The organism is Brevirhabdus sp. (assembly GCF_052826345.1).
Genome location: NZ_JBRBUA010000120.1, coordinates 1 through 24,274 on the forward strand (window position 1 = coordinate 1; position 24,274 = coordinate 24,274).

A 24,274-nucleotide genomic window follows, 5' to 3' on the forward strand; every position below is an offset into this window, starting at 1 on the left:
ATCAGCAAGTGGTGCCGGGAAAACGACATGATCCTGCACATGCACCGCGCGGGCCACGGCACCTATACCCGGCAAAAGAACCACGGCATCAGCTTTCGCGTGATCGCCAAATGGCTGCGGCTGGCCGGTGTCGACCACCTGCATTGCGGCACCGCCGTGGGCAAGCTGGAAGGCGACCCGCTGACGGTTCAGGGCTATTACAACGTCTGCCGGGAAACCCACAACACGGTCGATCTGCCGCGCGGCATCTTCTTCGATCAGGACTGGGCCGACATCAAGAAGGTCATGCCCGTGGCCTCGGGCGGCATCCACGCGGGCCAGATGCACCAGCTGCTGGACCTGTTCGGCGACGATGTGGTGCTCCAGTTCGGCGGCGGCACCATCGGCCACCCGATGGGCATCCAGGCCGGCGCCCAGGCCAACCGCGTCGCGCTGGAAGCGATGGTGCTGGCGCGCAACGAGGGGCGCGACATCAAGAACGAAGGCCCCGAGATCCTGCGCGCCGCCGCCAAATGGTGCAAGCCGCTGGAGGCCGCTCTCGATACCTGGGGCAACATCACCTTCAACTACACCTCGACCGACACGTCTGATTTCCAGACCACCGAAACCCCGGCCATGTAAGGAGCAAAACCAAGGCGTATCACCCAAGGCTGCTTTTCCTACCTGCCCGATCTGGACGATGTGCAGATCACCGCACAGATCGAATACATGCTGCAAAAGGAATGGGCCGTCAGCGTCGAATTCACCGACGACCCGCACCCGCGCAACACCTACTGGCAGATGTGGGGCCACCCGATGTTCGACCTGCGCGACGCCAAGGGCGCGATGATGGAGCTGGAGGATTGCCGCAAGGCGCATCCCGACAGCTACATCCGGCTTCAGGCCTTCGACAATACGCGCGGCTTCGAGACGGTGATGATGTCGTTCATCGTGAACCGCCCGGCGGCAGAGCCGAAACTGCACATGCAGCGCACCGAGTTCGAAGGGCGCAGCCAGAAATACGCCTGGGACGCGCGCGGCTGAGGCGCGGCGCGGGACCTGGCGGCGGCCCTGCCCCACACGGGGCCGCCCGCACTCCCCCCCACACGGGGCCGCCGACGATACCTGAACATATTCATATATAAATTGACTCAACGTTAACTTCTGCAAGGCTCTGAGAACCATTTTGGCAAAAGGAGTATCGACATGAATGGATTGAACAGACTGATGATGTCCGGCGGGCTGGCGCTGGCGCTGTCGACGGGTGCCGCGACGCTCGCCCCCGCGGCCGAGGACGCATCGGGCAAGGGCAAGGATTACCGCAGCTTCACCGCCGAGGGCGTCAGCTATGGCAACATCGGCGACAGCTATACCGCCGATCTGGTGATGTATCTGGCGGGCAACCAGTTCATGGTGATCGAAGAGCTGATCAAGGATTTCCAGGGCAAGACCCCCGATATCGCCTCGATCTACGTCGAAACGATCCCGCCGGGTCAGATCCTGAACGGGCAGATCCTGAAACAGGGCCAGATCGACGGGCAGGACACGGCGCAGAACCCCGACCTTTATGCCTCGGTCAACCTGGGCCATCTGAAAAAGCTGGCCGCCAAGGGGATGATGACCGACTACAAGGTCTATACCCACAACCGGCTGGAGCTGATGGTCGCCAAGGGCAACCCCAAGGGGATCAAGGGCGCCGAGGATCTGGCGCGCGACGATCTGGTGCAATCGCACCCCAACCCGCAGACCGAAGGCATCATGAAATTCTACGGCTCTGCCATGCTCAAGGACATGGGGCTGTGGGATAAACTGACCGGCGGCAAGGATTGCAAGGGCTGCTGGGCGGTGCAGGACAAGGTCTGGTTCACCGAACGCCACCACCGCGACACGCCCCAGCGCATCGAGGACGGCAAGGCCGACGTGGGCATCGTCTGGACCACCGAGGTGCAGGAGGCCAAGGCCGAGGGCCGCGCCGTCGACGGCGTGGAGATCGCCGCGCCGCTGAACCAGCAGGACAAGGTCAGCTATGCCATCGGCATGCTCAACACCGGGCGCAACCCCGATGCCGCCGCCAAGTTCCTGGATTACCTGGCCACGGACGCGGCGCAGGAGATCTATGCCTCTTACGGCTTTGTCCCCGCCACCAAGGATGAGCTGACGCTCAAACCGATCCCGAAATAAGCAACCGGCGCGGCCCGTTACCGGGTCGCGCCCCACCCCCCGGAGGACGCGATGAACGCCGAAGCTGAAAGACCCGTGCCGCAGACAGTCGATCTGGCGGCGGAATACGAAAGCTCGGGCGTGGCCGATGTGCTGCGCGAGCTGGACGAGGAACTGATCGGCCTGGCGCCCGTCAAACAGCGCATCCGCGAAACCGCCGCCCTGCTGCTGGTGGACCGCGCCCGCCGCGACATGGGGCTGGCCCAGGAAACGCCGACGCTGCACATGTCGTTTTCGGGCAACCCCGGCACCGGCAAGACCACCGTGGCGTTGAAAATGGCGGGGCTGCTGCACCGGCTGGGCTATGTCCGCAAGGGGCATCTTATCAGCGTGACCCGCGACGATCTGGTCGGCCAATACATCGGCCACACCGCGCCCAAGACCAAGGAAGTGCTGAAAAAGGCGATGGGCGGCGTGCTGTTCATCGACGAGGCCTATTACCTCTACCGTCCCGACAACGAACGCGATTACGGCCAGGAAGCGATCGAGATCCTGTTGCAGGTGATGGAAAACAACCGCGACGACCTGGTGGTGATCATGGCAGGCTACGCCGACCGGATGGACAAGTTCTTTACCGCCAACCCCGGCTTTCGCTCGCGCATCGCGCATCACATCGAATTTCCCGACTATCAGGACATGGAGCTGGGCCAGATCGCCACCTCCATGCTGCGCGCGCAGAACTATGTGCTCGACGATGGCGGCAAGCGCGCGCTCGACGAATACATCGAGCTGCGGCGCCAGCAGCCGCATTTCGCCAACGCACGCTCGATCCGCAACGCACTGGACCGCGCGCGGCTGCGGCAGGCCAACCGGCTGTTCCAGAGCGCCCGTGGCCCGCTTGACGCCCACCAGCTTAGCACAATAACACAAGACGACATCCGCCCCAGCCGCGTCTTTACGGGCGGGTTGGCCGTGGAACGCAACCCAAGCCAGGATACCACGCCATGACCAACCCCCGCCCGATCAAGATCGCGCCTTCGATCCTTTCCGCCGATTTCGCCGATTTCGGGCGTGAAATCCGTGCGATCGAGGATCAGGGATGCGACTGGGTGCATGTCGATGTGATGGACGGGCATTTCGTGCCCAACCTCACCTTCGGCCCCAAGACCTGCGCCGCCATCCGGCCCCATATCAAGACGGTGATGGACGTGCATCTGATGATCGCGCCGGTCGATCCCTATATCGACGCCTTTGCCGAGGCCGGCGCCGATATCATCACCGCCCATGTCGAGGCCGGTCCGCACATTCACCGCACGTTGCAGGCCATCCGCGGCGCGGGCGCCAAGGCGGGTGTGGCGCTGAACCCCGGCACCCCGGCGGCGCATGTGGAACATCTGCTCGACATGGTGGATCTGGTCTGCGTGATGACGGTGAACCCCGGCTTCGGCGGACAGAAATTCATCGAAAGCCAGATCGCGAAGGTACGCCAGCTGCGCGCGATGATCGGCGACCGCCCGATCCATATCGAAATCGACGGCGGCGTCGATCCGCGCACCGCGCCGCTGGTCGCGGCCGCGGGCGCCGACGTGCTGGTCGCGGGTTCTGCGGTATTCACCGGCGGCTCGGTCGAGGCACCGGAGCGCTACGGCGAGAACATCCGCACCATCCGGCAGGCGGCCGAACAGGCGCAGGCCAGCTGGGCCTGACCGCCCGCCGCCGCCCCTGCCGCCCTTCTTTCCCTGTCACCTGCCCCTGCCACCTGCCCTCGAAACTTGCAAAGGACCGACCCCATGCGCATCGTATTCGATCTGGACGGCACGCTGATCGACAGCGCGCCCGATATCCGTCTGGCCGTCAACGCCATGCTGGAGGATCAGGGCCGACAGCCTCTCGACCTGCCGACGGTTGTATCCTTCATCGGCAACGGTCTGCCGCATCTGGTGCGGCTCGCGATGCAGGCGCGGGACATGGACATGTCGCGTCATGACGCGCTGGCGGAGGATGTGATCCGCCGCTACGAGGCGGTGAACGGCAAGCTCACGCAGCTTTACCCGGGCGCGAGGGAGGCGCTGAACGCATTGGCCGAGGCCGGGCACCGCCTGGCGATCTGCACCAACAAGCCCGAGGTCGCCACGAAGGACATCCTGCGCCATTTCGACCTGGCGCGGCTGTTCGACCGGGTGATCGGTGGCGACAGCCTGGCGCAGCGCAAACCCCACCCCGCCCCGCTGCGGGCGGCCTTCGGGGATGAGCCAGGGCTTTACGTGGGCGACAGCGAGGTCGACGCCGAAACCGCCGGTGCCGCGGGCGTGCCCTTCGCGCTGTTCACCGGCGGCTATCGCAAGACCCCGGTGGAGGAGCTGCGCCATGCCTGCACCTTCGACGCCTTCGAGGAGCTGCCCGCGCTGGTGCCCCGTTTCGTCCCCGAAGGGGCGCGAGAGGCCGCACCCGAAACCGCCCCCGTCGCATCATGACCCTGCGCGCGCTGATCTTCGACGTGGACGGCACCCTCGCCGAAACCGAGGAGGCCCACCGCGAAGCCTTCAACCTTGCCTTTGCCGACGCGGGGCTGAACTGGCATTGGTCGCAGGACGACTACGGCCGACTGCTGCGGACCACCGGCGGCAAGGAACGGATCGCGGCCTTTCAGGAGAGCCTGCCCAAGGACGCGCCGCGCCTCGGCACGGAAGAGATCGCGACGCTGCATGCCGCCAAGACCGCGATCTATACCGGGCTGCTGCGGTCGGGGGGGCTTGCCTTGCGCGAAGGCGTGGCCGAACTGATCGAGGCCGCCCGCAGCGCGGGGCTGCGCCTTGCGATCGCCACCACAACCAGCCGCGCAAACATAGACGCGCTTTGCCGCTGCTGCTGGGGCTGCGACGCCTATCGGATGTTCGACGTGATCGCCGCGGGCGACGAGGTCGCGGCCAAGAAGCCCGCCCCCGACGTATTCAGGCTGGCCCTGCACCGGCTGGATCTGCCCGCCGCCGACGCCATAGCGCTGGAGGACAGCGCCGCGGGGCTGCAATCGGCCAAGGCCGCCGGGCTGCGCGTGATCATCACCCCCGCAACCTATACCGCCACACATGATTTTTCCGCTGCCGACTACATCGTGCCATCGCTGAGCGCGCGGAATCTGGCTGCGCTCCCGGAGCTTGCTTTTTCTCCGGTCTGAGCTTCGCCCGCCGCGAGGGGCCTGCGTCAGGCCGCCCAGAGCCCGATGCCGATGCCGATGGCAAGGCCCACGCAAAGCCACGCCGCCCGGTCGATCAGCGGAATATGCCCCGAGTGTTGCGCGGCAGCGGGCAGTGCCGCGCCATGCCTCGGCAGAGATGTGCCAGATCCCCCTGCGGCGGCTTCGCCCGCGTCCGTGCCTTCCTGCGGGTCGGTCAGCACCTGCGACAGGCGCGCGAAGAAATCGGTCGCGATGCGCTCGACCATGCCCTGGATCAGCCGACTGCCGACGCTGGCTATCTTGCCGCCCATCTCGGTCTCGGCGGCATAGTCGAGCCGGGTGCCCTCTCCCTCCGGGGTCAGGGTGATGCGCGCCTGTCCCTTGGCGAAACCGGCGGCCCCGCCCTGCCCGCGCCCGATCAGGGTGCAGGTGTGCGGCGGGTCCATCTCCGTCAGCGCCACCTTGCCGCGGAACGTGGCCGACACGGGCCCTGCGCGCAGCGCGACGATGCCGGTGAATTCGTCCTTGCCGGTCTGCTCCATCGACTGGCAGCCGGGTATCGCCCGGCGCAGCACCTCCGGGTCGTTCAACCCGCGCCACACCGCATCGGGCGGAGCCGGAATAAGGGCGCTGCCGTCAAACCGCATCGCCGCCCCCGAGCATCCCGCTGTAGACGCGGTAGAGCGCCTGCGTGCCATCTTCATCGAAACCGCCGTCGATCAGCTTCTGGTAAAGACCGCGCGCAAGGCTGAGACCGGGAAGGTTCAGCTTCATCCGGTCGGCCTCGGCCAGGGCAATCGACATGTCCTTCACGAAATGATGCACGAAGAATCCCGGAGCGAAATCGCCCGCCGCGATCTTGGGCCCCAGCACGTTCAGCTGAAAGCTGGAGGCCGCACCCGCGCCGATGGCGTCCAGAAGCTTCTCCTGCTCCAGCCCGGCCGCCTTGGCATAGCTCAGCGCCTCGCAGACCGCGACCATCGTCGATGCGATCGCGATCTGATTGGCCATCTTGGTGTGCTGCCCCGCGCCCGCGGGCCCCATGTGGGTGATCTTGCTGCCCATCGCCTCGAACAAGGGGCGCGCGGCGTTGAAGGACACCGGATCGCCGCCGACCATGATCGCCAGCGTGCCGTCGCGCGCGCCGACCTCCCCGCCCGACACGGGGGCGTCGAGCGATGTCAGCCCGCGCTCCGCGGCCGCATCGGCGATGCGCCGTGCCAGCCCGGGACTGGATGTGGTCATGTCGATCAGGATCGCGTGCCGCCTTGCGTGCGCGACGATCCCGTCGGCCGACAGGTAGATCTGTTCCACATCCGCGGGATAGCCGACGATGGAAATCACGACATCGCATTCTGCGGCAAGCGCGGCGGGGCTGTCGACCCAGCGCGCGCCCCGCGCGAGAAGATCGTCGGCTTTCGCACGCGTGCGGCTGAAGACACGCAGATCATGGCCCTGCGCCAGGATGTGCCCCGCCATGCTGTGTCCCATGATCCCGAGGCCGATGAAGCCGACCGTCTTTCTGTCGGTGGCAAGGGTCATTGCGATGTCCTTTCGTCAATGGCATCGGATGCGGCCCGCCCGTCAATGTCACGGATCGCATCTTTTGCCGGGGTGGCGTGAGTGGTGGTGGCGTGAGTGGTGGGAGTGGTGGAAAGTGGACTATATGCGCCCTGTGCGCCGCCGGACGCCGCGCGCGGGGCGTCGTCACCGGCACGCAACGCGGCGCGTATGCGCTGCGGCGACAGCGGCATCTGGTCGATCCGGATGCCCTCGAGCGCCAATGCGTCGTTGACTGCCGATGCGATGACACCGATGGCCCCCATGACGCCGCCCTCGGCCATGCCCTTTATCCCTGCGGGGGTGTGGCGGTTGGGCGTATGCATGGGCAGGATGTCGATCGACGGCAGTTCGCAGGCGGTGGCGATCAGGTAATCGGCCAGCGTGGCGGAGATGTTCTGGCCGGTCTCGTCGTAGACGACCTCTTCCAGCAGCGCGCCGCTCAGGCCCATCGCGACAGCGCCCTGCTGCTGCCCCCTGACCACCAGCGGGTTCAGCACGGTGCCGCAATCCTCCGCCACCAGATAGCGGGTGATGCCGATCCGGCCCGTGGCGCGGTCGATCTCGACCTCGCAGGCGTGGGTGGCGTTGGAATAGGTCATGGCCGGCGGATCGTAGCTGAGCGCCACGTCGAGGCCCGGCGTCACCCCCTCGGGCAGCGCCGTCGGATCCAGATACGCACGCCGCGCCACATCGGCCAGCTTGAGGCCGGTATCGCGCCAGACGCCGTCAAGCTGCCGCTCGATGCGCGCATCGTGCAGGCGCAGCCCCTCGGAGGCGTTGAGGTTCAGCATATGCGCAACGATGGCAAGCACCTTTTCGCGGGCCTTCTGCGCGCAGAGATAAAGCGTTCCGCCGCCCGCGGTGGCGCCGCGCCCGCCACGGCTGCCCATGCCGTAGGGGGCCACGTCGGTGTGGCCCATGTGCAGCGTGACGGTCTCGGCCGACACGCCCAGCCCTTCGGCCACCGCCTGCGCCAGCGGCGTCTCATACCCCTGCCCCGATCCCATCAGCCCGACAGAGGCATTGACCGCGCCGTCAGGCTCGATCCGCACCCAGGCGGCCTCATGGCCGGAGCCGGGGATACCGGCCGCCTTGTAGAATTTCGAGCCGTAGGTGGTGGATTCAACCACCGTGCACAGCCCCAGCCCCAGCAGCCGCCCCCCCGCGCGCGCGTCTGCCTGACGTGCCCGAAAGGCGGGAACGTCGATCGCCGCCGCCGCGGCCTCCAGCGTTTGCAGGGGGGTCACGTCCTCCAGCACTTCGCCCGTCGGCATGGTATAGGGCAGATCGCCCGGCCCGAGCGCGTTTAGCCGGCGCACCTCAAGAGGGTCGAGCGCCAGGTCACGCGCGATGGCGTCGAGTGTACCGTCCATCACCCAGCTGGTGATCGCCATCGGGGCGCGCATAGGTCCGTTGCCGCATTTGTTGGTCAGGACGACCTGCACGTCGAAGGCGTAATCGGCAATCTTGTAGGGACCCGTCAGGATCATGGCGACGACCCGCGCCATGTAATTGGCGGGATAAAAGCAATAGGCGCCGAAATCCTCGACCAGGTCCAGCTCAAGCCCCAGGATACGCCCGTCGGCGCGCACCGCCGCGCGGGTGATGCATTGCGTTTCGCGGGCATGGCTGGCGGCGGTCAGGTTCTCCAGCCGATCTTCGCGCCAGCGTACCGCGCGGCCCAGATGACGCGAAAGGGCGGCGACGACCAGCTCTTCCCGGTATAGCGCGATCTTCTGACCGAAGGCGCCGCCGATATCGGGGCTGATCACGGTGACCTGCGATTCCGACAGGTTCAGCCGCGCGGCGATCTGGCCGCGCATCGGATGCGGCGCCTGGGTGCCGATGTGCATCGTCAGATGCGCGCGTCCCGGGTCCCAATCCGCCAGACACCCCCGCGTTTCCAGCGGGGCATGGGTGTGGCGGTGCAACCCGAAACGGCATTCGATCACGCGATGCGCCTCGGCGCGGCGCGCTTCGACATCGCCCGCGGCGAAACTTTGGTGCGACACCAGATTATCCGGCAGCGTCTCATCGACACGCGGCGCCCCCGGCACCAGCGCGGCCGCCGCCCCGGCCACGCAATCCAGCGCCTCGTAGCTGACCTCCACCAGCTCCGCCGCATCCTCGGCCAGATAGCGGTCACGGGCGACGACGACCGCCACCAGATCGCCGTGAAACCGCACCCGATCCAGCGGCAGGGCCGTCATTTCGACCGGGTGCAGCCCCTCGATCGGCGGTGCCAGACGCAACGGCGTTGTCCATTGCACCAGATCGCGCCCGGTGAAGACACCGACCACCCCCGGCAGCGCGCGCGCCGCGGCGGCGTCGATCTCCAGGATGCGCGCATGGGCATGGGGCGAGCGCACGAAGCAGACATGCAAGGCGCCGGGATGCGCGATGTCGTCCAGATAACGCCCGGTTCCGGTCAGAAACCGGCGGTCCTCGCGGCGCGGCAGCGGCTTGCCGATCTGGTCGAACTCTTGCGGGGCGCTCATGCGCGCTCTCCCCGGCGCAGGACCGCCGCGGCCTTGAGCACGGCGGCGACAATATTCTGATACCCGGTGCACCGGCAGAGATTGCCCGACAGCACATCGCGCACCTCGGCCTCGCTGGGGTCGGGATTGTCGCGCAGATAGGTATCGAAGGTCATGATGATCCCTGCGGTGCAAAATCCGCATTGCAGGCCGTGTTCTTCGTGCAGCGCCTGCTGCAGGGCAGACATCGTGCCGTCCGATCCGGCGATGCCCTCGATCGTGGTCAGCTCATGGCCTTCCATCTGGACGGCGAAGGTCAGGCAGGCGCGCGCGGGCCGCCCGTCGATCAGGACGGTACAGGCCCCGCAGACGCCATGCTCGCACCCGACATGCGTTCCGGTGAGCAACAGCTCCTCGCGCAGCGCATCCGACAGCAGCTTGCGCGGCGGCACGCGCAGCTCATGGGTCTGCCCGTTGACGACCAGCGAGATGTCGACCGCGCCGCTCATGCCGCCAGCTCCTCCGGTGCGGCCGCGCCGCGCAAGGCGCGGGCGATCAGATCGCGCAGCAGATCGCGGCGAAAGGCGGCGGGCGCCTGCGGGGTGTCGTCCACCGCGATGGCGCACGCGCCTTCCTGCGCCAGCCGATCGGCGGTGGCGTCATCCATGCGCTGACCGAGGGCGGCAGCCTCCTGCGCGGACAGGCGCATCGGCACGGGCCCCACCCCGCCCACGCCCAGACGCAGCATATCGCACCGCCCGTCGTCATCGCAGCGCAGCGATACGGCGACGCTGGCCAGCGCGAAATCGCCGTGCCTGCGGCTGAACAGCTCGAACCCCGCGCGATCCGCCGGGGCGGCGCGCGGAAAACGCAGCGCCGTGAGGATCTCGCCCTCGTCCAGATCGACGGTCATCGCGGATTGGATGAAATCGCGAACGGCCACCCGGCGCGTCCCCCGCGCCGAGCTCAGCACCACCTCAGCGTCGAGTGTCAGCGCGACCAGCGGCAGTTGCGCGGCCGGATCGGCATGGATCACGCTGCCGCCAAGGGTGCCGCGCTGACGGATCGCGTAATGACCGATGGTGGCCGCGGCGCACGCCAGCAAGGGCAGCGCGCTTCGGATTTCCGCCGCCCCCGCCAGCCGGTGGTGACGTGTCATGGCGCCGATTTCGACCACCGCACCGTCGTCACGGATGTAGTCGAGTTCGAGCAGGTCGTTCAGATCCACCAGATGCTCGGGCCGTGCGAGCCGCATGTTCAGCATCGGACCCAGGCTCTGACCGCCGGCCAGCGGCGCGGCAGTCGGACCCAGCCGCGCCATCAGCTCCAGCGTCTCCTGCAAGCTGCCGGGGCGGTGATACGTGAAGGGGGCAGGTTTCATCGAAACGCTCCGTCACCAGATCAGGGTCTGGCCGCTGTCCCGGTCGAAGACATGCAGCCTGCTGACATCCACCGACAGCGCGACGTCGTCGCCCATGCGGTGATCGAGATCCTTGCTGACGCGGAAATAGAGATCCTCGCCATAAAAATCGAAGCCGAGAAACTGATCCGATCCGACCGGCAGCACCGAATTCACCTTGCCGCGGATGACCGACCCTTCGCCGCCGCCGACGGTTTCGTCCACGTCTTCGGCCCGAATGCCGAGCCGGACCGGGCGCCCGTGGCTGTCGCTCAGTTTTTGCGCGGTGGTCGGATTGAACCGCAGGCTCAGATCGCCCTTGACGAAACGCACCTCCTGCGCGGCGGAGACCTGGATTTCGCCATCCAGGTAGTTGATCGGCGGGCTGCCCAGGAAGGACGCGACGAAGGTGTTGCGCGGGCGCTCGTAGATGTCGGCGGGGCTGCCGATCTGCTGCACCACCCCGTCGCGCATCACCACGATGCGATCGGCAAGCGTCAGCGCCTCGGCCTGATCGTGGGTGACATAGACAAAGGTGGTCTGCATCGCCTGATGCAACTCCTTGATCTCGGCGCGCATGGAAATGCGCAGCGCGGCGTCCAGGTTCGACAGCGGCTCATCCATCAGGAACACCGACGGCTGGCGCACCATCGCGCGCCCCAGCGCGACGCGCTGGCGCTGACCGCCCGACAGCTGCGACGGGCGCCGGTCGAGCAGATGCGTGATTTCCAGTTTTTCGGCGGCGTCGCGCACGCGGCGGTCGATGTCTTCGCGCGGCTCGCGGCGCATTTGCAGCCCGAAGGCGATGTTGTCATAGACGGATTTATGCGGATAAAGCGCGTAGCTCTGGAACACCATCGCCACGTCGCGCTTGTGCGGGGGCGTGTAGTTGACCAGCTGATCGTCGAACAGCAGCCTGCCGCCGCTGACGTCCTCCAGCCCGGCGATCATGTTTAGGGTCGTGGATTTGCCACAGCCCGAGGGCCCCAGTAGGACCAGGAATTCCTTGTCCTGGATGTCGAGGTTCAGGTCCGCGACGGCGTGAAAGCCATTTGCGTATTTCTTCTCGACGCTTTCGAAACGGATGCGTGCCACAGGTATTCCTTTCCTAGCCTTTCACCGCGCCGGCCGTCAGGCCGGAGACGATGTAGCGCTCGAAGATCACCGCCACGATGACGGGCGGTATGATGGCCAGAACGCCGGCCGCGTTGATGAATGAAAAGCTGATGGTGAAATCCGAGGTGAAGGCCGCCAGAATGATCGGCAGCGTCTGCGAGGCCTCGGTCTGGGTGAACATCAGCGCCAGCAGGAACTCGTTCCAGCTGGTGAGAAAGGTGAACAGCACCACCGCCACCAGCGAGGGCAGCGACAGCGGCAGGAACACCCGGACCAGCGCCTGAAAGCGCGAACAGCCATCGACGCGCGCGGCCTTGTCCAGCTCATCGGGCAGCCCCTCGAAATAGCCCACGAGGATGAAGACCGAAAACGGCACCGTGACCGCCAGATAGGTCAGCACAAGCGATCCGATGCTGTCGAGCATCCCCAGGTTGCGGATCACCAGGAAGAACGGCACCACCAGCGCGATGTCGGGGATCACCCGCGTGATCAGAATGAAATAGATCGAGGCGTCGCGCCCGTAAAAACGGATCTTGGCCAGCGCATAGGCGGCGGGCACCCCCACCAGCAGGTTCAGGATCACCACCAGCGTGGCCACCAGGAAACTGTTCCACATGGCGGGCAGCAGATTGCCCGCCGTGGAGGGGATGAAGCCGCCCGAGGCGGGGTCCTGCCCGCTGCGCGTTTCATAGGTGACGGGGGCTTTTTCGGTCGCGCCGAAAATCGCCTCGAAATTCTGGATTGTCGGGTCGTCGGGAATCCAGTGGGGCGGGACGGAAACGATCTCCGCCTCGGTCTGGAACGACGACGACACAAGCCAGGTGACCGGGGCCAGCACATAGATCGCCAGCACCAGCGCGCCCAGCAGGATCACCGCGTTCTGCGCGACCTTGGAAAGCGTCCGGCGGCGGCGATAGTCGATTGTCGGCGCGGGTGAGGTGCGGTTGTCGGACATCGTCAAATCCTCCGGCCCAGAGTTCTGATGAAGGTGTAGGACAGTCCGAAGGTGACCAGCGCCAGCACATAGGACATGGCCGCGCCGCTGCCGAACGACAGGTTGCGGAAGGTTTCCACGTAGATCTCCCACGACAGGACATGGCTGGCATCGCCCGGCCCGCCCTCGGTCAGGATGAAGAACAGGTCGAAATGACGGATCGCCATCATCGTCTCGTAGATCATCACCAGCATGAATCCCGGCTTCATCGCGGGCAGGGTCACATGGACGAACCGCTGCCAGACCGTGGCGCCATCCACGCGCGCCGCCTGATACAGATCGGAGGGGATGGATTTCAGCGACACCAGCAGCAGGATCGTGGCCAGCGGCACCTCCTTCCAGACGAAGGCGTTGGCGATCAGAAAGATCGTCTTGTCCTGATCGCCCAGCCAGATCATGTATTTGTCAATGAAATCCATCTGGTAGAGGACGCCGTTCAATGCGCCGTAACCGGAATCGTAGATCCATTTCCACATCAGCGCATTGGCGACGTAAGGAATGGCCCAGGGCACCAGAAGAATGGTCGACAGAACCCTGCGGCCGCGGAAATCCTGATTCAGCAGCAGCGACACCAGAAGCGCGATCACCGCGATGGCCACAACGGAGACCACGGAAAAGGTGACGGTGCGCATCACCGAGGTCCAGAACAGGCTATCTGACAGCAGGTCGGTGTAGTTTTCGAACCAGACGAAGGGGGTGCGGTTTGGCCGGGTGAGCTTGATGCGGAAAAAACTGAGGTAGAGCGAATAGAAGATCGGAAACACCGCGACCCCCATCAGCACCGCCATGACCGGCGCAAGAAAAAGCGCCGCGCTGCGATCCTCGTAGCCAAGGCGGGGCCGTCCGCCTGCCGCGGTCGAATGTGCAACCTCTGTCACGGAATGATCCTGTTTTGCTGGTTTGGCAGTAAATGCCTGTCCGGGGCCGCAATGCTTTGAATGCGGGGCCGCAGGTGGGAGGTCCCTGCGCCCTGCCCCGGACAGATCCGACTAGGTCAGTAGCTGTCCTTGAGCTCGTCCCACAGCTCTCCGGACTTTGTCAGCGCCGATTTCGCATCGGTATTGCCAAGGATGGCCGATTGCCAGGCCGAGCCGTTGGTCTCGTTCCATTCACCGAACCAGGGCGTTATCACATCCTTTTTCATCGCCATCGCCTGCTGCGCCTTGATCACCTCGACGTCGCCGTATTTGTCGTAGGCGGCGCGGACGTCGGGATCATCGAACAGCGGCTTGACGCCGAATCCCGCGCCGATGTCCAGAAACAGCAGCTTCTGAAACTTGTATTCGCCATCCGCCTTGCCGCCGAACCATTCGATCAGCTTTGCGGTGTTTTCGGCGCGCTGCTTGTCCTGCGTCGATTGCGTCGCCATCCCGTGGAACCGCATCCAGCCGACGGTGTTGTGATCGCCGTCGGGGCCCTTGGGCATCAGGGCCTGTTTGACGTTGCCCGCGATCTGCGACTGCGCGGGATCGTTGAGCATACGGATGCGGTATTTCGCGACCATCGCGAAGGCGTGGTTGCCGGATGCGAATGCCTTCAGCCCCGAAAGCTCTCCGGTCTCGACGCAGGCGGGAGAGATGATGCCGTGCTTGTCCACCGCGTCCACGACCCATTGCAGCGCCTCGACCGCGCCGCCCTTGTCGTTCTGCATCACCGAACGGCCGTCTTCGCCGGTAAAGCGCCCGCCATGTGAGAAAACCAGCGTGGAGAGGAATTCAATCAGCCAGCTTTCCTGCGCCATAGCCAGCATCATCGGATATTCCGAAATGCCCTTCTGCTTCATCACCAGGGACTGGTCGACGACCTCTTGCCAGGTGGTGGGCGGCGCATCGAAGCCCGCTTCCTTCAGCTTGGCTTCATCATAGAAAAATCCCATGAAGTCGGTGTAATACGTCAATCCGTACTGGCGCCCGCCGTAGGTCATCGAATCGGTGACGAAGTCTTCGGCTTCGGCGTTGTAGGCGGTCAGGAAATCGAATTCGTCCACCGGGGCGATCCAGCCGGCCTCCGCCCATTCCGGCAGCCACGAATCCGACACCCACATCATGTCGAGCGGCGCCCCGCCGACGAATTTGGTGACCATCCCCTCGCGGTATTGCGCCCAGGGTGCGTTGCCGTAATCGACGGGGATTCCCGTTTCCTGGGTAAACGCGTTAAGGTGGCTTTGCACGGTGTCCACGGCCGCCGACCAGGCCTGCATGTTGATGGGTTGTGCCGCCGCCGCGGACGACATGCGCGCGGGCGCCGCCAGCGCCAACGCGCCAGCCGCCGAGGATGTGCGCAGGAAGTCTCTGCGATGAAGGCGCGATTTGATTAAGCGTGACATGTTCCAGTCCTCTTTTGATCTGTTCCACCCCGCCGCGCTCTCGATCGTCGCGTGCGGGGCTACCATCCCTGCGGAAAGTCGCATGACCTTCCTGAGGTCAGCCTACTGTCAGAAAATTAAGTCGTCAATTGACGACTTATAAATCTCCACCGAGACAAGGATCGCGCGCTCATCGCCCTGTGTAGCACGGTTTAATCGGCCAAAATTTCGGAATATGCGTCGATCATCGGGCCAAGCCCGGCCAGGAACATCCGCACGTTCATCGCGACGATGCGTTCTTCGGGGACGCTGCGGCTGGCTTTGTAGATGTGCCTGCGAATCGCGAAATGAGACATCGACCCGTGCAGGGTCCAGGCCATTTCCCGCACCACATCCCTGTCATCCGGCAGCGTCACGCCCAGCTCGAACGCGGCCTCCTGCATCAGAACCTCGAGCAGCTGGGTCACGATGCTCGCGATATAATCGGGCGCCATGGACCCGTCGGAAAGCGAGGCATAAAGGAACAGCCGCAGCCATTTCTGCGTCAGCGTGGTTTGTAGATAATCCTCGTAGAAATCACGAAACCTCTGCTCCACAGGGCGGCTTCGATCTTGCAGATCGACAAACCAGTTCCCTTTGAACGCGCCCAGGATTTCCTGCCTGTAGACCTCGGCGACGAGATCCTCCTTGGTCGGGAAAAAGCGATACAACAGCCTTTGCGATATGCCACAGGCATCGGCCAGGCGACGCGTCTGACCCGTCAGCCCGTTTTCCGCGAAGAAGTCCGACGCCGTCGCGAGGATCTGGGCCCTGCGCTCGGCGTGCGGCAGCCGCGCGCCCGCCGGGGGCGGCGCCTGCTTCTTCGGTTTGCCCATGGGACGGGCCTGGTGTCGCAATGCGTCGGATTTCGCTTTCACTTGAACCCCCGGTTGATGAGCACCTGCAATACCCCACGCCCCCTGCCCGGCCAAGCCACGACCGGACAAGCCACGACTAAAGCGGCAATTCATCCTGCCAGTTTTGTCATCACTTGAATACTTATACGTTGCGCCACACCGCGTCACCGGGCTAGCCTACCGCAAGCTACGTCAAAACATCCACAGGCGGGAGAACCTTCTGATGATTTACGAACACCGCACCTATCGCATCACCCCGGGCAAGGCAGCCGAGTTTCTGAAACTCTATCAAGCCGACGGGCTGCACATCATCACCAGATACGCGACGCTGATCGGATGCTGGACCACCGACAGCGGAACCTTGAACTCGGTCGTGTTCCTGTGGGGCTACAACGATTACGCACATCGCACCGAACAACGGGCCAAGCTGGCCGCAGACACCGAGTGGCAGGCCTTCGTGCCCAAGATCCTGCCCTATCTCGAGTATCAGGAAAGCATGTTTCTGCAACCGGCCGAATTTTCGCCCCTGGGCTAGGGACAAAGATGACCCCCTGCCGTTCTCTGCATCCGTGACGCCGCCGTAAGGAGCGTCCACGCCATCAGCACCATGAAAGCGGGCGGTGGATCGTATGGCCGCCTGCTGATATCACCGGCCTGAACAGGATGGAGCGAACGACCATGCCGAAAGGTGAATGTGAAGGTGCCGCCGCAGAGCTGCCGGGCAAGGCCGGAGGGCACAGGAGCATGCAGTCCCTGCACCACAGGTTGCTCGAGCTGACGCTTCAGGAAGAACCGCTGGAGGTGATCCTCGACGCGCTCGTTCAAGCGCTCAAATCATTCATCGGCCAAGATTTCGCCTGTTCGATCCTGCTCGCGGACGACCAGCGCAGGCATCTGCATCACGGTGCCGCGGTGGGCTTACCGGAATCCTATACACAAGCCGTAGATGGGATCGAGATCGCCCCCGGCGCGGGCTCCTGCGGGACGGCCGCTTTCCGTCGGGCGCCTGTCCATGTCGCCGACATCGCGCAAGACCCGCTATGGTCGGAGTTCAGGGATCTCGCCCTCCCCCTCGGGCTCCGGGCGTGCTGGTCCCACCCCATCATCGGCGGCAAGGGCGACATCCTCGGCACCTTTGCGATTTACAGCCCCCGCACCGGGCTTCCCTCGGCGCAGGACGAAAGCTTTCTCGAACTCGTTTCGCGCACCGCGGCCCTCGTTCTCGAACGCTATGGCGACCGAATTGCCCTGAACAACCAAAAGCGGCTTCTGGAAACGCTCAACCGGACGGGCGCCGGGGTCGCGGCGGAGCTTGACCTCGATGCGGTCGTGCAGATGGTGACGGACGCGGGGGTCGAGCTGACCGGCGCCCAGTTCGGCGCCTTTTTCTACAACGTCACAGATCCGGGCGGCGACAGCTACATGCTTTACACACTCTCGGGCGTCGAACCCTCGGCCTTTTCAAATTTCCCGATGCCGCGGAACACGGATGTCTTCGCCCCGACCTTCAGGGGCGACAGCATCGTGCGATCGGACGATATCACCGCCGATCCGCGCTACGGAAAGAACACGCCCTACAAGGGTATGCCGGAAGGCCACCTGCCGGTTCGCAGCTATCTTGCGGTGCCGGTCATCACGCGATCCGGCGAGGTCATCGGCGGCCTGTTCTTTGGCCATGCCGAGACCGGCCGCTTTTCCGAGCATCACGAGCAACTCATGGTGGGCATCGCCGGTCAGGCCGCCATCGCCATCGACAACGCCCGCCTCTACCAAGCCGCACAACGCGAGATCGAGGTGCGCCGCCTGGCCGAGGCCGAACTCCTCAAGACCCAGAGCGAGCTTGAAGTGGCGCGCGAACGGATCGAACTGGCATTGTCCGCCGGGGCGATCATAGGCACCTGGGTCTGGCATGTCCCCACCGACGTTTTCACCGCCGACGAGCGGTTCGCCCGAGCGTTCGGGATCGACCCCGAAGAGTGTCACGCCGGAATTTCCCTGTCCCAGGCCGCCGCCTCCATCCATCCGGACGACTGGAGCCGGGTCGAACAACAGATCGAAGCAACGATGCGTCAGGGCGGCGACTATCGGTCGGAATACAGGGTCCGACACGCCGACGGCATCTATCGCTGGCTTGAGGCGAGCGGTCATTGCGAACTCGACGCCGAGGGGAACGCGGTTCGCTTCCCGGGCGTTCTCATCGATGTCGAACAGCGCCGCCGGATCGAGACCGATCTCAAACGTCGCGAGGCCGACCTCGCGCTCCTGCTCGACGCGACCGCCGACGGGTTCTATGCCGTGGACACCCAAGGCCGGACCACTCGCTGCAACGCGTCGTTCTTGCGGATGCTGGGCTTTGATTCCGAAGATGACGTTGTCGGCAAAGCGCTTCATGAGCTCATCCACCATTCCCGCCCCGACGGAAGCCATTACCCGCACGAGGATTGCCCGATCTACCGCGTGGCCCGGACCGGCGAGACGGCGCATGTGGATGATGAGCTCTTCTTTCGCACCGACGGCACCTCGTTTCCGGCGGAATACTGGGTGCGCCCGGTTGTCTGGCAGGGTGAATTGCAAGGCGCGGTCTGCACCATCGTCGACATCAGCGAACGCAAGCGCAGCGAGGAGTCCCGCCAGCTTCTGCTGCGGGAGCTCAATCACCGGGTTAAGAATCTGTTCTCGATCACGGCGGGAATGATCCAGATGACAGCCCGCCACGTCAAAGACGTGGACGAAATGGCGGCATCGCTGCGCGGCAGGATAATGTCTCTCGCACGCGCGCATGAGCTGATCACCGCGTCGATCACGACCCGTCAAGACACCGTGGCGCCGACCCGGCTCGACCAGCTCATCGAGGCGGTGATGGACCCGCATGTCGGCAACCGGCGGGGCGCGCTGCGCCAGAGCGGGCCAAAGGTCGAAATCGGTCCGACCGCGACCACCAGCCTGGCGCTGATCCTGCATGAACTCGCCACCAACGCGGCCAAATATGGCGCGCTTTCCAACCCCGAGGGCGTGGTGACGCTGGATTGGACCTGTTCCGAGGCAGAGCTGGCCCTGACGTGGAAGGAATCCAATGGCCCGCGCGTGGAACAGACCCCGGGCCGGGGTGGTTTCGGAAGCCAGCTCGCGCGGCTCAGCGCGACGGGCCAGCTGGGCGGCGGCATCGAATTTGCATGGCATCCTGAGGGCGTTGAAATCCGGCTGACCGCAGCGGCTGACAGGCTTGGTCACTGACGCAGAAGAACGAGGTTCGAAATGATGTCTGGCCCGAAGGGGTTCCCGCAGGGAGCAAGGGTATTGATCGTCGAAGACGAGGCCTTCATCGCACTCGACATCGCCTATGGTGTCGAACAGGCGGGGGGCGTCCCCGTGGGACCGGCCACGACAGTCGCCGAAGCGCTGCGCCTTATCGAGGCCGCGCGCCCCGACAGCGCCATCGTCGACGTCGATCTGCCGGACGGCTCCATCGAGCCCGTCCTGAGGGCATTGCGCCCAAGCGTGCCGGTCGTCGTGCACACGGGCGTCGGATTGCCCGAGGCGTTAAGCCAAGCCTATCCCGATATAGAGGTCTTCAGGAAACCGACATAGCCTTCCACGCTGACGGCCCGGCTTTACCCGGACGGCAGCCAGAGGTCTTGAGCAAGCGCGCGATCAACCGACCCAAGGCTTCACAGTGAATCGCCTCTTCCCCTCCATGCCGGGCGGCGGGCGCGAAGATGACAGACAACCGCGCGATCCGGTCGATCTTCCATCGGGCTTTCACTGCAGGCGCCCCCATCGCGCCTTACGTTTCGGATATGCGAAGACGATCAGAGTCGACAACGGCAGCGAATACATTTCGCGCGAGTCGGATCTTTGGGCTTCCGCCACGACGTCACGCTGGACTTCTCACGGCCCGGAAGGACATCGGATAACGGGTTCATCGAGGCATTCAACAGCGAGCCGCGGGCGGAATGCTTGAATGCCCATTGATTCTCATGAGCCTTGTGGATGCCCGCGAAAAGCTGGAGGATTGACGGGCTCGTCCCGAGGTCAGATTGTAGTAGACCTGCCAATCTGACTTATTTCCGAGCGACATAGGGCTGAGTTTCATGGGTCAGCTGCCACGCCCCGCTTGGGGACGACGAACAGCGGCGGCCATGAACCAGTCTTGTGCTGCAGAGATCGTTCATTTATGAACTTGTGACATATCCAGGCTATCTATTGGTGGCGGTGTTGAAGGCCCGCAGATGTCCTCAGAGTGGAGTGAGGTCCCTCTCTGGTTTGGCCTGCACACGCGGGTTGGTGGCTACTTCATCATCCGAAGTGACGAAAACCTCTTGAACTCCTAATTTCACCCTTGCTTGCGAGCGCAGCATTTAGTACCGTTCAATACTGAGCGACGTGGAACCTTCTCATCATCACCTTTGCATCCGACAAGGCGCCCCCAGGCAGGCCTTGTGCGGTAGCCTGAGGAAATCCCAAAATGACAAGCAAGCGCACCAAGCTGCAGGAAGACACGCATTTTCGCGTGCTTCGTCTCCTGCAAGAAAACCCAGAGATGTCCCAGCGAGAGCTGGCGGAAGCGGTCGGCGTCAGTGTCGGCGGGATACACTACGTACTGAACGCCCTAATTGACAAGGGGCTGGTGAAATTGGGGAATTTTACGGCGGCGGATGATAAGCGGCGTTATGCCTATCTTCTGACGCCCCAAGGTATCGCGCGGAAGGCAGCGCTGACGCGATCGTTTTTGGTTCGGAAGATGGAAGAGTACGAGGCGCTGAGGGAAGAAATCGAGGCTCTCAGGGAGGAGATCGACGACGACTTTCTCAATGTCGACAACATGGTCATAAAATCCTGATGAATGCCCTACTTTGTTCGGCGCAGTAACTTTACAGCCTTAGGGAAAGAATGATGACAAATATGAAGCGCGAAAAACCAAAACGTGTTTTGATAACCGGTGGCACAGGATCCTTTGGGAAGACCATGCTGCGGGATCTTCTTGATGACGGCATCGAAGAAGTCCGGATAATTTCCCGCGACGAGGAAAAACAGGACGCGCTCAGAAACGATCTGCGTGATGACCGGGTCCGCTATTACATCGGAGATGTGCGGGATCGTGGTGCCGTTGATCGTGCTGTGCAGGGTGTGGATGCCATTTTTCACGCGGCCGCGCTGAAACAGGTCCCCAGCTGCGAGTTCTTCCCGCATGAGGCCGTACTAACAAATGTCATCGGATCGGAGAATGTCATTCGTTCGGCAATCGCCGCGAAGGTACAGAGCGTCGTGTGCCTTTCGACAGATAAGGCCGTATTCCCGGTTAACGCTATGGGGATGACAAAAGCGCTGATGGAAAAGACGGCTCAGGCCGCGGCGAGAACCCTGGGCCCGGATGGCGACACCATCATTTCGGCCGTTCGCTATGGCAACGTAATGTACTCGCGCGGATCGGCCATTCCACTTTTCGTGCGCCAGATCAAAACAGGCAAGCCGATTTCCATCACGGAACCGACCATGACGCGCTTCCTTATGCCGCTTCGGTATAGTGTAGCCCTGGTTCACCATGCTTTTCAGAACGCCAACCAGGGCGATCTGTTCATCAAGAAGGCCCCGGCATCTACGATTGCCGACTTGGTGACCGCCTTGAAGGAGCTGTTCGATGTTCCCGACCACCCTGTCGAGATGATCGGCTGGCGCCACGCCGAAAAGCTCTACGAGACCCTGGCCAGCGCGCAGGAACTCGGCAGCTCAGAGGATATGGGCGACTATTATAGGATCATCCTCGACATACGAGATCTGAACTACAAGCCCTACTTCTCTGAAGGCGAGACCGAGACGAAACAGAACGAAGATTACCACTCGCACAATACCGAGCAACTGAGTGTCGCCGATGTGAAAGAACTCCTACTGACCCTGCCCGAAGTCCAGACGGAACTGAACAACTGGAACGACGTGCAATGAAATTTGTCATCACCGGCGCAAAAGGGCTGATCGGATGGCATGCGCATGCGCGGCTGCATGCGGCTAATTGCACTGCGACGTTCAATGGGGAGCCGCCACCCTTCGATATCGTTGCACTCGACCATGTCGCTTTCGATGACGACGCGGCCCTGCAAGCCGCGGTTGATGGGGCGCAGGCCGTGCTTCATTTCGCTGGCGTCAACCGTGCATCTGACGATGTGGTCGAGGCGGCCAATCCTGCGATCGCATCCCGGTTGGCAGAGGCATGCAAGATCGCCGGGCATAAACCCCATATTATTTATGCAAACTCGACGCATGCCGCGAGCGACACGCCCTATGGGCGCTCGAAGCGCATTGCGGGCGAGGTGCTGTCACAAGTTGGAGGTGGATACACTGACATGGTGCTGCCGCATATTTTCGGTGAATGCGCGCGCCCTCGGTACAACAACGTCACAGCGACATTCATCGAAGCGGTGATCGCGGGCGAAACTCCAGATATCAACCCCGAAGGCCGTGTCGCATTGTTGCATGCGGGCGCAGTGGCAGAGGCGGCGCTGGACGCGGCCATCAATCGCACCACTGGCACCTTGCGGCCCGAGACGCATGACATTTCGGTGGCTGGCCTCTTCGCGCTCCTGCAGCAGTTCCATGCCAACTACCAGGCCAACATCTATCCGGATCTTGGCGATCCTTTCACGGTCGCCCTGTTCAACAGCTATCGCGCGGCCCTGTATCCGAGCGGATTTCCACGACCGCTGAAACTCAATACTGATGCCCGTGGCACATTGTTCGAAGCGGTCAAGGGCGGGGGCGGCGGCCAAACTTTCCTGTCGACCACCCAGCCCGGCATCACGCGCGGCGATCATTTCCACCTGAACAAGGTCGAACGCTTTCTCGTTGTCCAGGGCGAGGCGATGATCCGCATCCGCAAGGTGTTGAGCGATGATGTCTGGGAATATAGGGTTTCCGGCGATGCGCCAGCGCCGGTCGACATGCCGACGCTGCACACCCACTCGATCGAGAATACAGGTGACACCGAGCTTCTGACCTTGTTCTGGACTCATGATTTGTTCGATCCGGCCAACCCGGACACGTTTGCTGATAAGGTGCTAAAATGAAACGGCTCAAGGTGATGACCATTCTCGGCACGCGGCCCGAGATTATCCGTCTGTCCCGAGTCATGGCTCGGCTCGACGATTTCACCGATCATGTCATCGTGCATACCGGGCAGAATTGGGACTATGAGCTGAACGAGGTATTCTTTGAGGACCTCGGGGTGCGAAAGCCCGACCATTTCCTCGGCACGGGCGGCGGCACGCTGGGCGAGACGCTTGGAAAGATCCTGTCGGAAAGTGAGAAGGTGCTGGCCGAAGAGCGCCCTGATGCGGTTGTGGTTCTGGGTGACACCAACTCGGCGATTTCAGTGATCATGGCACGGCGGATGAAGATCCCGGTCTACCACATGGAAGCCGGCAACAGGTCCTTCGACCGCAACGTCCCCGAAGAGACCAATCGCAAGCTCGTGGATCACATCGCCGATTTCAACCTTGTCTATACGGAACACGCGCGGCGGCACCTGTTGTCGGAAGGCATCCAGCATCGCCGCATCTACCTGACTGGCTCGCCGATGCGCGAAGTTCTGGACCACTACCGCGAGCGGATCGACGCTTCAGATGTGCTATCGCGGCTTGAGCTGAATGACCTTGGCTATTTCATCGTCTCGCTGCACCGTGAAGAGAATGTCGACAGTGCCACGCGCCTGTCGGCGCTTGTGGATGCGCTCAACCGGATTGCCGCGCAGTTCGATATGCCCATCATTGTTTCGACCCATCCGCGCACCCGTAAGCGACTGGACGCGCTGAGCGATATGACTCTGGATGAGCGTGTACAATGGATGAAACCGTTCGGCTTTCATGACTATAACAAGCTTCAGATGCGTGCCTTCTGCGCGATTTCCGATAGCGGCACGATTGCTGAGGAAAGCTCCATGCTGGGCTTCCCGGCGATCACTCCGCGCGACGCGATCGAACGCCCGGAGGGGCTTGATGTCGGGTGTTTGATCATGACAGGGCTGAACCCTGACACGATCCTGGATGGGATCGCAGCAATTACCCGGGACTTCGCGGATCGTCAGGCGGCCGGCCAGTCGCACCCCGTCCCCACGGATTACTGCATCACCAATACCTCAGAGCGTGTCGTGAACCTTGTGCTCGGCACCGCACGGCTTTCTAACACATGGGATGGGATCAGAGCGCAAGTGATTGGTTGAG

General features: G+C 63.4%; 24 protein-coding genes and 1 pseudogene. 15 read left to right on the forward strand and 10 right to left on the reverse strand.

What is annotated here, in order from left to right; genetic code table 11:
• The 7 genes from ACU0BR_RS14130 to ACU0BR_RS14160 form a co-directional block, all read left to right on the forward strand.
• Window positions 1-621 (forward strand): RuBisCO large subunit C-terminal-like domain-containing protein (locus tag ACU0BR_RS14130; protein ID WP_446157475.1); only part of this gene is annotated, 621 nt, incomplete at its 5' end.
• A 60-nt stretch (window positions 622-681) separates the two neighbouring features.
• A complete protein-coding gene (locus ACU0BR_RS14135; protein ID WP_446157476.1) occupies window positions 682-1,023 on the forward strand; it encodes a ribulose bisphosphate carboxylase small subunit in 342 nt (113 codons plus the stop codon).
• A gap of 162 nt (window positions 1,024-1,185) precedes the next feature.
• The gene (locus ACU0BR_RS14140; protein WP_446157477.1) at window positions 1,186-2,160 is read left to right on the forward strand and encodes a molybdate ABC transporter substrate-binding protein; all 975 of its coding nucleotides are present in this window, start codon (window positions 1,186-1,188) and stop codon (window positions 2,158-2,160) included.
• A gap of 51 nt (window positions 2,161-2,211) precedes the next feature.
• Window positions 2,212-3,147 (forward strand): CbbX protein, encoded by a 936-nt coding sequence (gene cbbX, locus ACU0BR_RS14145; RefSeq protein WP_446157478.1) that lies wholly within the window; start codon window positions 2,212-2,214, stop codon window positions 3,145-3,147.
• Window positions 3,144-3,845, forward strand: a complete 702-nt coding sequence (gene rpe / locus ACU0BR_RS14150; RefSeq protein ID WP_446157479.1) for a ribulose-phosphate 3-epimerase — start codon at window positions 3,144-3,146, stop codon at window positions 3,843-3,845. Before cbbX ends, rpe begins: the two co-directional genes overlap by 4 nt.
• Window positions 3,846-3,929: 84 nt before the next feature.
• Window positions 3,930-4,613, forward strand: coding sequence for a phosphoglycolate phosphatase (gene gph, locus ACU0BR_RS14155; protein ID WP_446157480.1), 684 nt, complete (start codon window positions 3,930-3,932; stop codon window positions 4,611-4,613).
• Window positions 4,610-5,314, forward strand: a complete 705-nt coding sequence (locus tag ACU0BR_RS14160; RefSeq protein ID WP_446157481.1) for an HAD-IA family hydrolase — start codon at window positions 4,610-4,612, stop codon at window positions 5,312-5,314. Before gph ends, ACU0BR_RS14160 begins: the two co-directional genes overlap by 4 nt.
• Window positions 5,315-5,340: 26 nt before the next feature.
• On the opposite strand, the gene ACU0BR_RS14165 is transcribed toward ACU0BR_RS14160, so the two are convergent.
• The 10 genes from ACU0BR_RS14165 to ACU0BR_RS14210 form a co-directional block, all read right to left on the reverse strand.
• Entirely contained in the window at window positions 5,341-5,961 is a 621-nt protein-coding gene (locus ACU0BR_RS14165; protein WP_446157482.1) for a CoxG family protein, read from the reverse strand.
• On the reverse strand, window positions 5,951-6,856 hold the full coding sequence (locus tag ACU0BR_RS14170; protein ID WP_446157483.1) for an NAD(P)-dependent oxidoreductase: 906 nt from the start codon (window positions 6,854-6,856) through the stop codon (window positions 5,951-5,953). Before ACU0BR_RS14170 ends, ACU0BR_RS14165 begins: the two co-directional genes overlap by 11 nt.
• A complete protein-coding gene (locus tag ACU0BR_RS14175; RefSeq protein ID WP_446157484.1) occupies window positions 6,853-9,375 on the reverse strand; it encodes a xanthine dehydrogenase family protein molybdopterin-binding subunit in 2,523 nt (840 codons plus the stop codon). The genes ACU0BR_RS14170 and ACU0BR_RS14175 overlap by 4 nt, the downstream gene beginning before the upstream one ends.
• A complete protein-coding gene (locus ACU0BR_RS14180) occupies window positions 9,372-9,863 on the reverse strand; it encodes a (2Fe-2S)-binding protein (RefSeq protein WP_446157485.1) in 492 nt (163 codons plus the stop codon). The genes ACU0BR_RS14175 and ACU0BR_RS14180 overlap by 4 nt, the downstream gene beginning before the upstream one ends.
• The gene (locus ACU0BR_RS14185) at window positions 9,860-10,735 is read right to left on the reverse strand and encodes an FAD binding domain-containing protein (protein ID WP_446157486.1); all 876 of its coding nucleotides are present in this window, start codon (window positions 10,733-10,735) and stop codon (window positions 9,860-9,862) included. The genes ACU0BR_RS14180 and ACU0BR_RS14185 overlap by 4 nt, the downstream gene beginning before the upstream one ends.
• Window positions 10,736-10,747: 12 nt before the next feature.
• A complete protein-coding gene (locus ACU0BR_RS14190; protein ID WP_446157487.1) occupies window positions 10,748-11,848 on the reverse strand; it encodes an ABC transporter ATP-binding protein in 1,101 nt (366 codons plus the stop codon).
• 13 nt (window positions 11,849-11,861) lie between these two features.
• Window positions 11,862-12,824, reverse strand: a complete 963-nt coding sequence (locus ACU0BR_RS14195) for a carbohydrate ABC transporter permease (protein WP_446157488.1) — start codon at window positions 12,822-12,824, stop codon at window positions 11,862-11,864.
• A gap of 2 nt (window positions 12,825-12,826) precedes the next feature.
• A complete protein-coding gene (locus ACU0BR_RS14200) occupies window positions 12,827-13,741 on the reverse strand; it encodes a carbohydrate ABC transporter permease (RefSeq protein WP_446157489.1) in 915 nt (304 codons plus the stop codon).
• A 116-nt stretch (window positions 13,742-13,857) separates the two neighbouring features.
• The gene (locus ACU0BR_RS14205; RefSeq protein WP_446157490.1) at window positions 13,858-15,189 is read right to left on the reverse strand and encodes an extracellular solute-binding protein; all 1,332 of its coding nucleotides are present in this window, start codon (window positions 15,187-15,189) and stop codon (window positions 13,858-13,860) included.
• A gap of 191 nt (window positions 15,190-15,380) precedes the next feature.
• Window positions 15,381-16,139, reverse strand: a complete 759-nt coding sequence (locus ACU0BR_RS14210) for a TetR/AcrR family transcriptional regulator (RefSeq protein WP_446157491.1) — start codon at window positions 16,137-16,139, stop codon at window positions 15,381-15,383.
• 148 nt (window positions 16,140-16,287) lie between these two features.
• Here ACU0BR_RS14210 and ACU0BR_RS14215 point away from each other — a divergent pair, with 148 nt between their 5' ends.
• The 8 genes and pseudogenes from ACU0BR_RS14215 to wecB all read left to right on the forward strand — a co-directional run bounded on the left by ACU0BR_RS14215 (window position 16,288) and on the right by wecB (window position 24,273).
• A complete protein-coding gene (locus ACU0BR_RS14215) occupies window positions 16,288-16,599 on the forward strand; it encodes an NIPSNAP family protein (protein ID WP_446157492.1) in 312 nt (103 codons plus the stop codon).
• 143 nt (window positions 16,600-16,742) lie between these two features.
• Entirely contained in the window at window positions 16,743-19,298 is a 2,556-nt protein-coding gene (locus ACU0BR_RS14220; protein WP_446157493.1) for a GAF domain-containing protein, read from the forward strand.
• Window positions 19,299-19,361: 63 nt separating this feature from the next.
• On the forward strand, window positions 19,362-19,652 hold the full coding sequence (locus ACU0BR_RS14225) for a response regulator (protein WP_446157494.1): 291 nt from the start codon (window positions 19,362-19,364) through the stop codon (window positions 19,650-19,652).
• A 205-nt stretch (window positions 19,653-19,857) separates the two neighbouring features.
• A pseudogene (locus ACU0BR_RS14230) lies at window positions 19,858-20,077 on the forward strand (integrase core domain-containing protein); the annotation flags it as partial.
• Between the two features lie 452 nt (window positions 20,078-20,529).
• Window positions 20,530-20,904 carry a MarR family EPS-associated transcriptional regulator gene (locus ACU0BR_RS14235; protein ID WP_446157495.1) on the forward strand — a complete coding sequence of 125 codons (375 nt, stop codon included), beginning with the start codon at window positions 20,530-20,532 and terminating at the stop codon, window positions 20,902-20,904.
• A gap of 62 nt (window positions 20,905-20,966) precedes the next feature.
• The gene (locus ACU0BR_RS14240) at window positions 20,967-22,004 is read left to right on the forward strand and encodes an SDR family NAD(P)-dependent oxidoreductase (RefSeq protein WP_446157496.1); all 1,038 of its coding nucleotides are present in this window, start codon (window positions 20,967-20,969) and stop codon (window positions 22,002-22,004) included.
• Window positions 22,001-23,122, forward strand: a complete 1,122-nt coding sequence (locus ACU0BR_RS14245; RefSeq protein ID WP_446157497.1) for a polysaccharide biosynthesis C-terminal domain-containing protein — start codon at window positions 22,001-22,003, stop codon at window positions 23,120-23,122. The genes ACU0BR_RS14240 and ACU0BR_RS14245 overlap by 4 nt, the downstream gene beginning before the upstream one ends.
• Window positions 23,119-24,273: a non-hydrolyzing UDP-N-acetylglucosamine 2-epimerase gene (gene wecB / locus ACU0BR_RS14250; RefSeq protein WP_446157498.1), complete on the forward strand. Its 1,155-nt coding sequence runs from the start codon at window positions 23,119-23,121 to the stop codon at window positions 24,271-24,273. Before ACU0BR_RS14245 ends, wecB begins: the two co-directional genes overlap by 4 nt.
• Window position 24,274 lies beyond the last annotated feature (1 nt).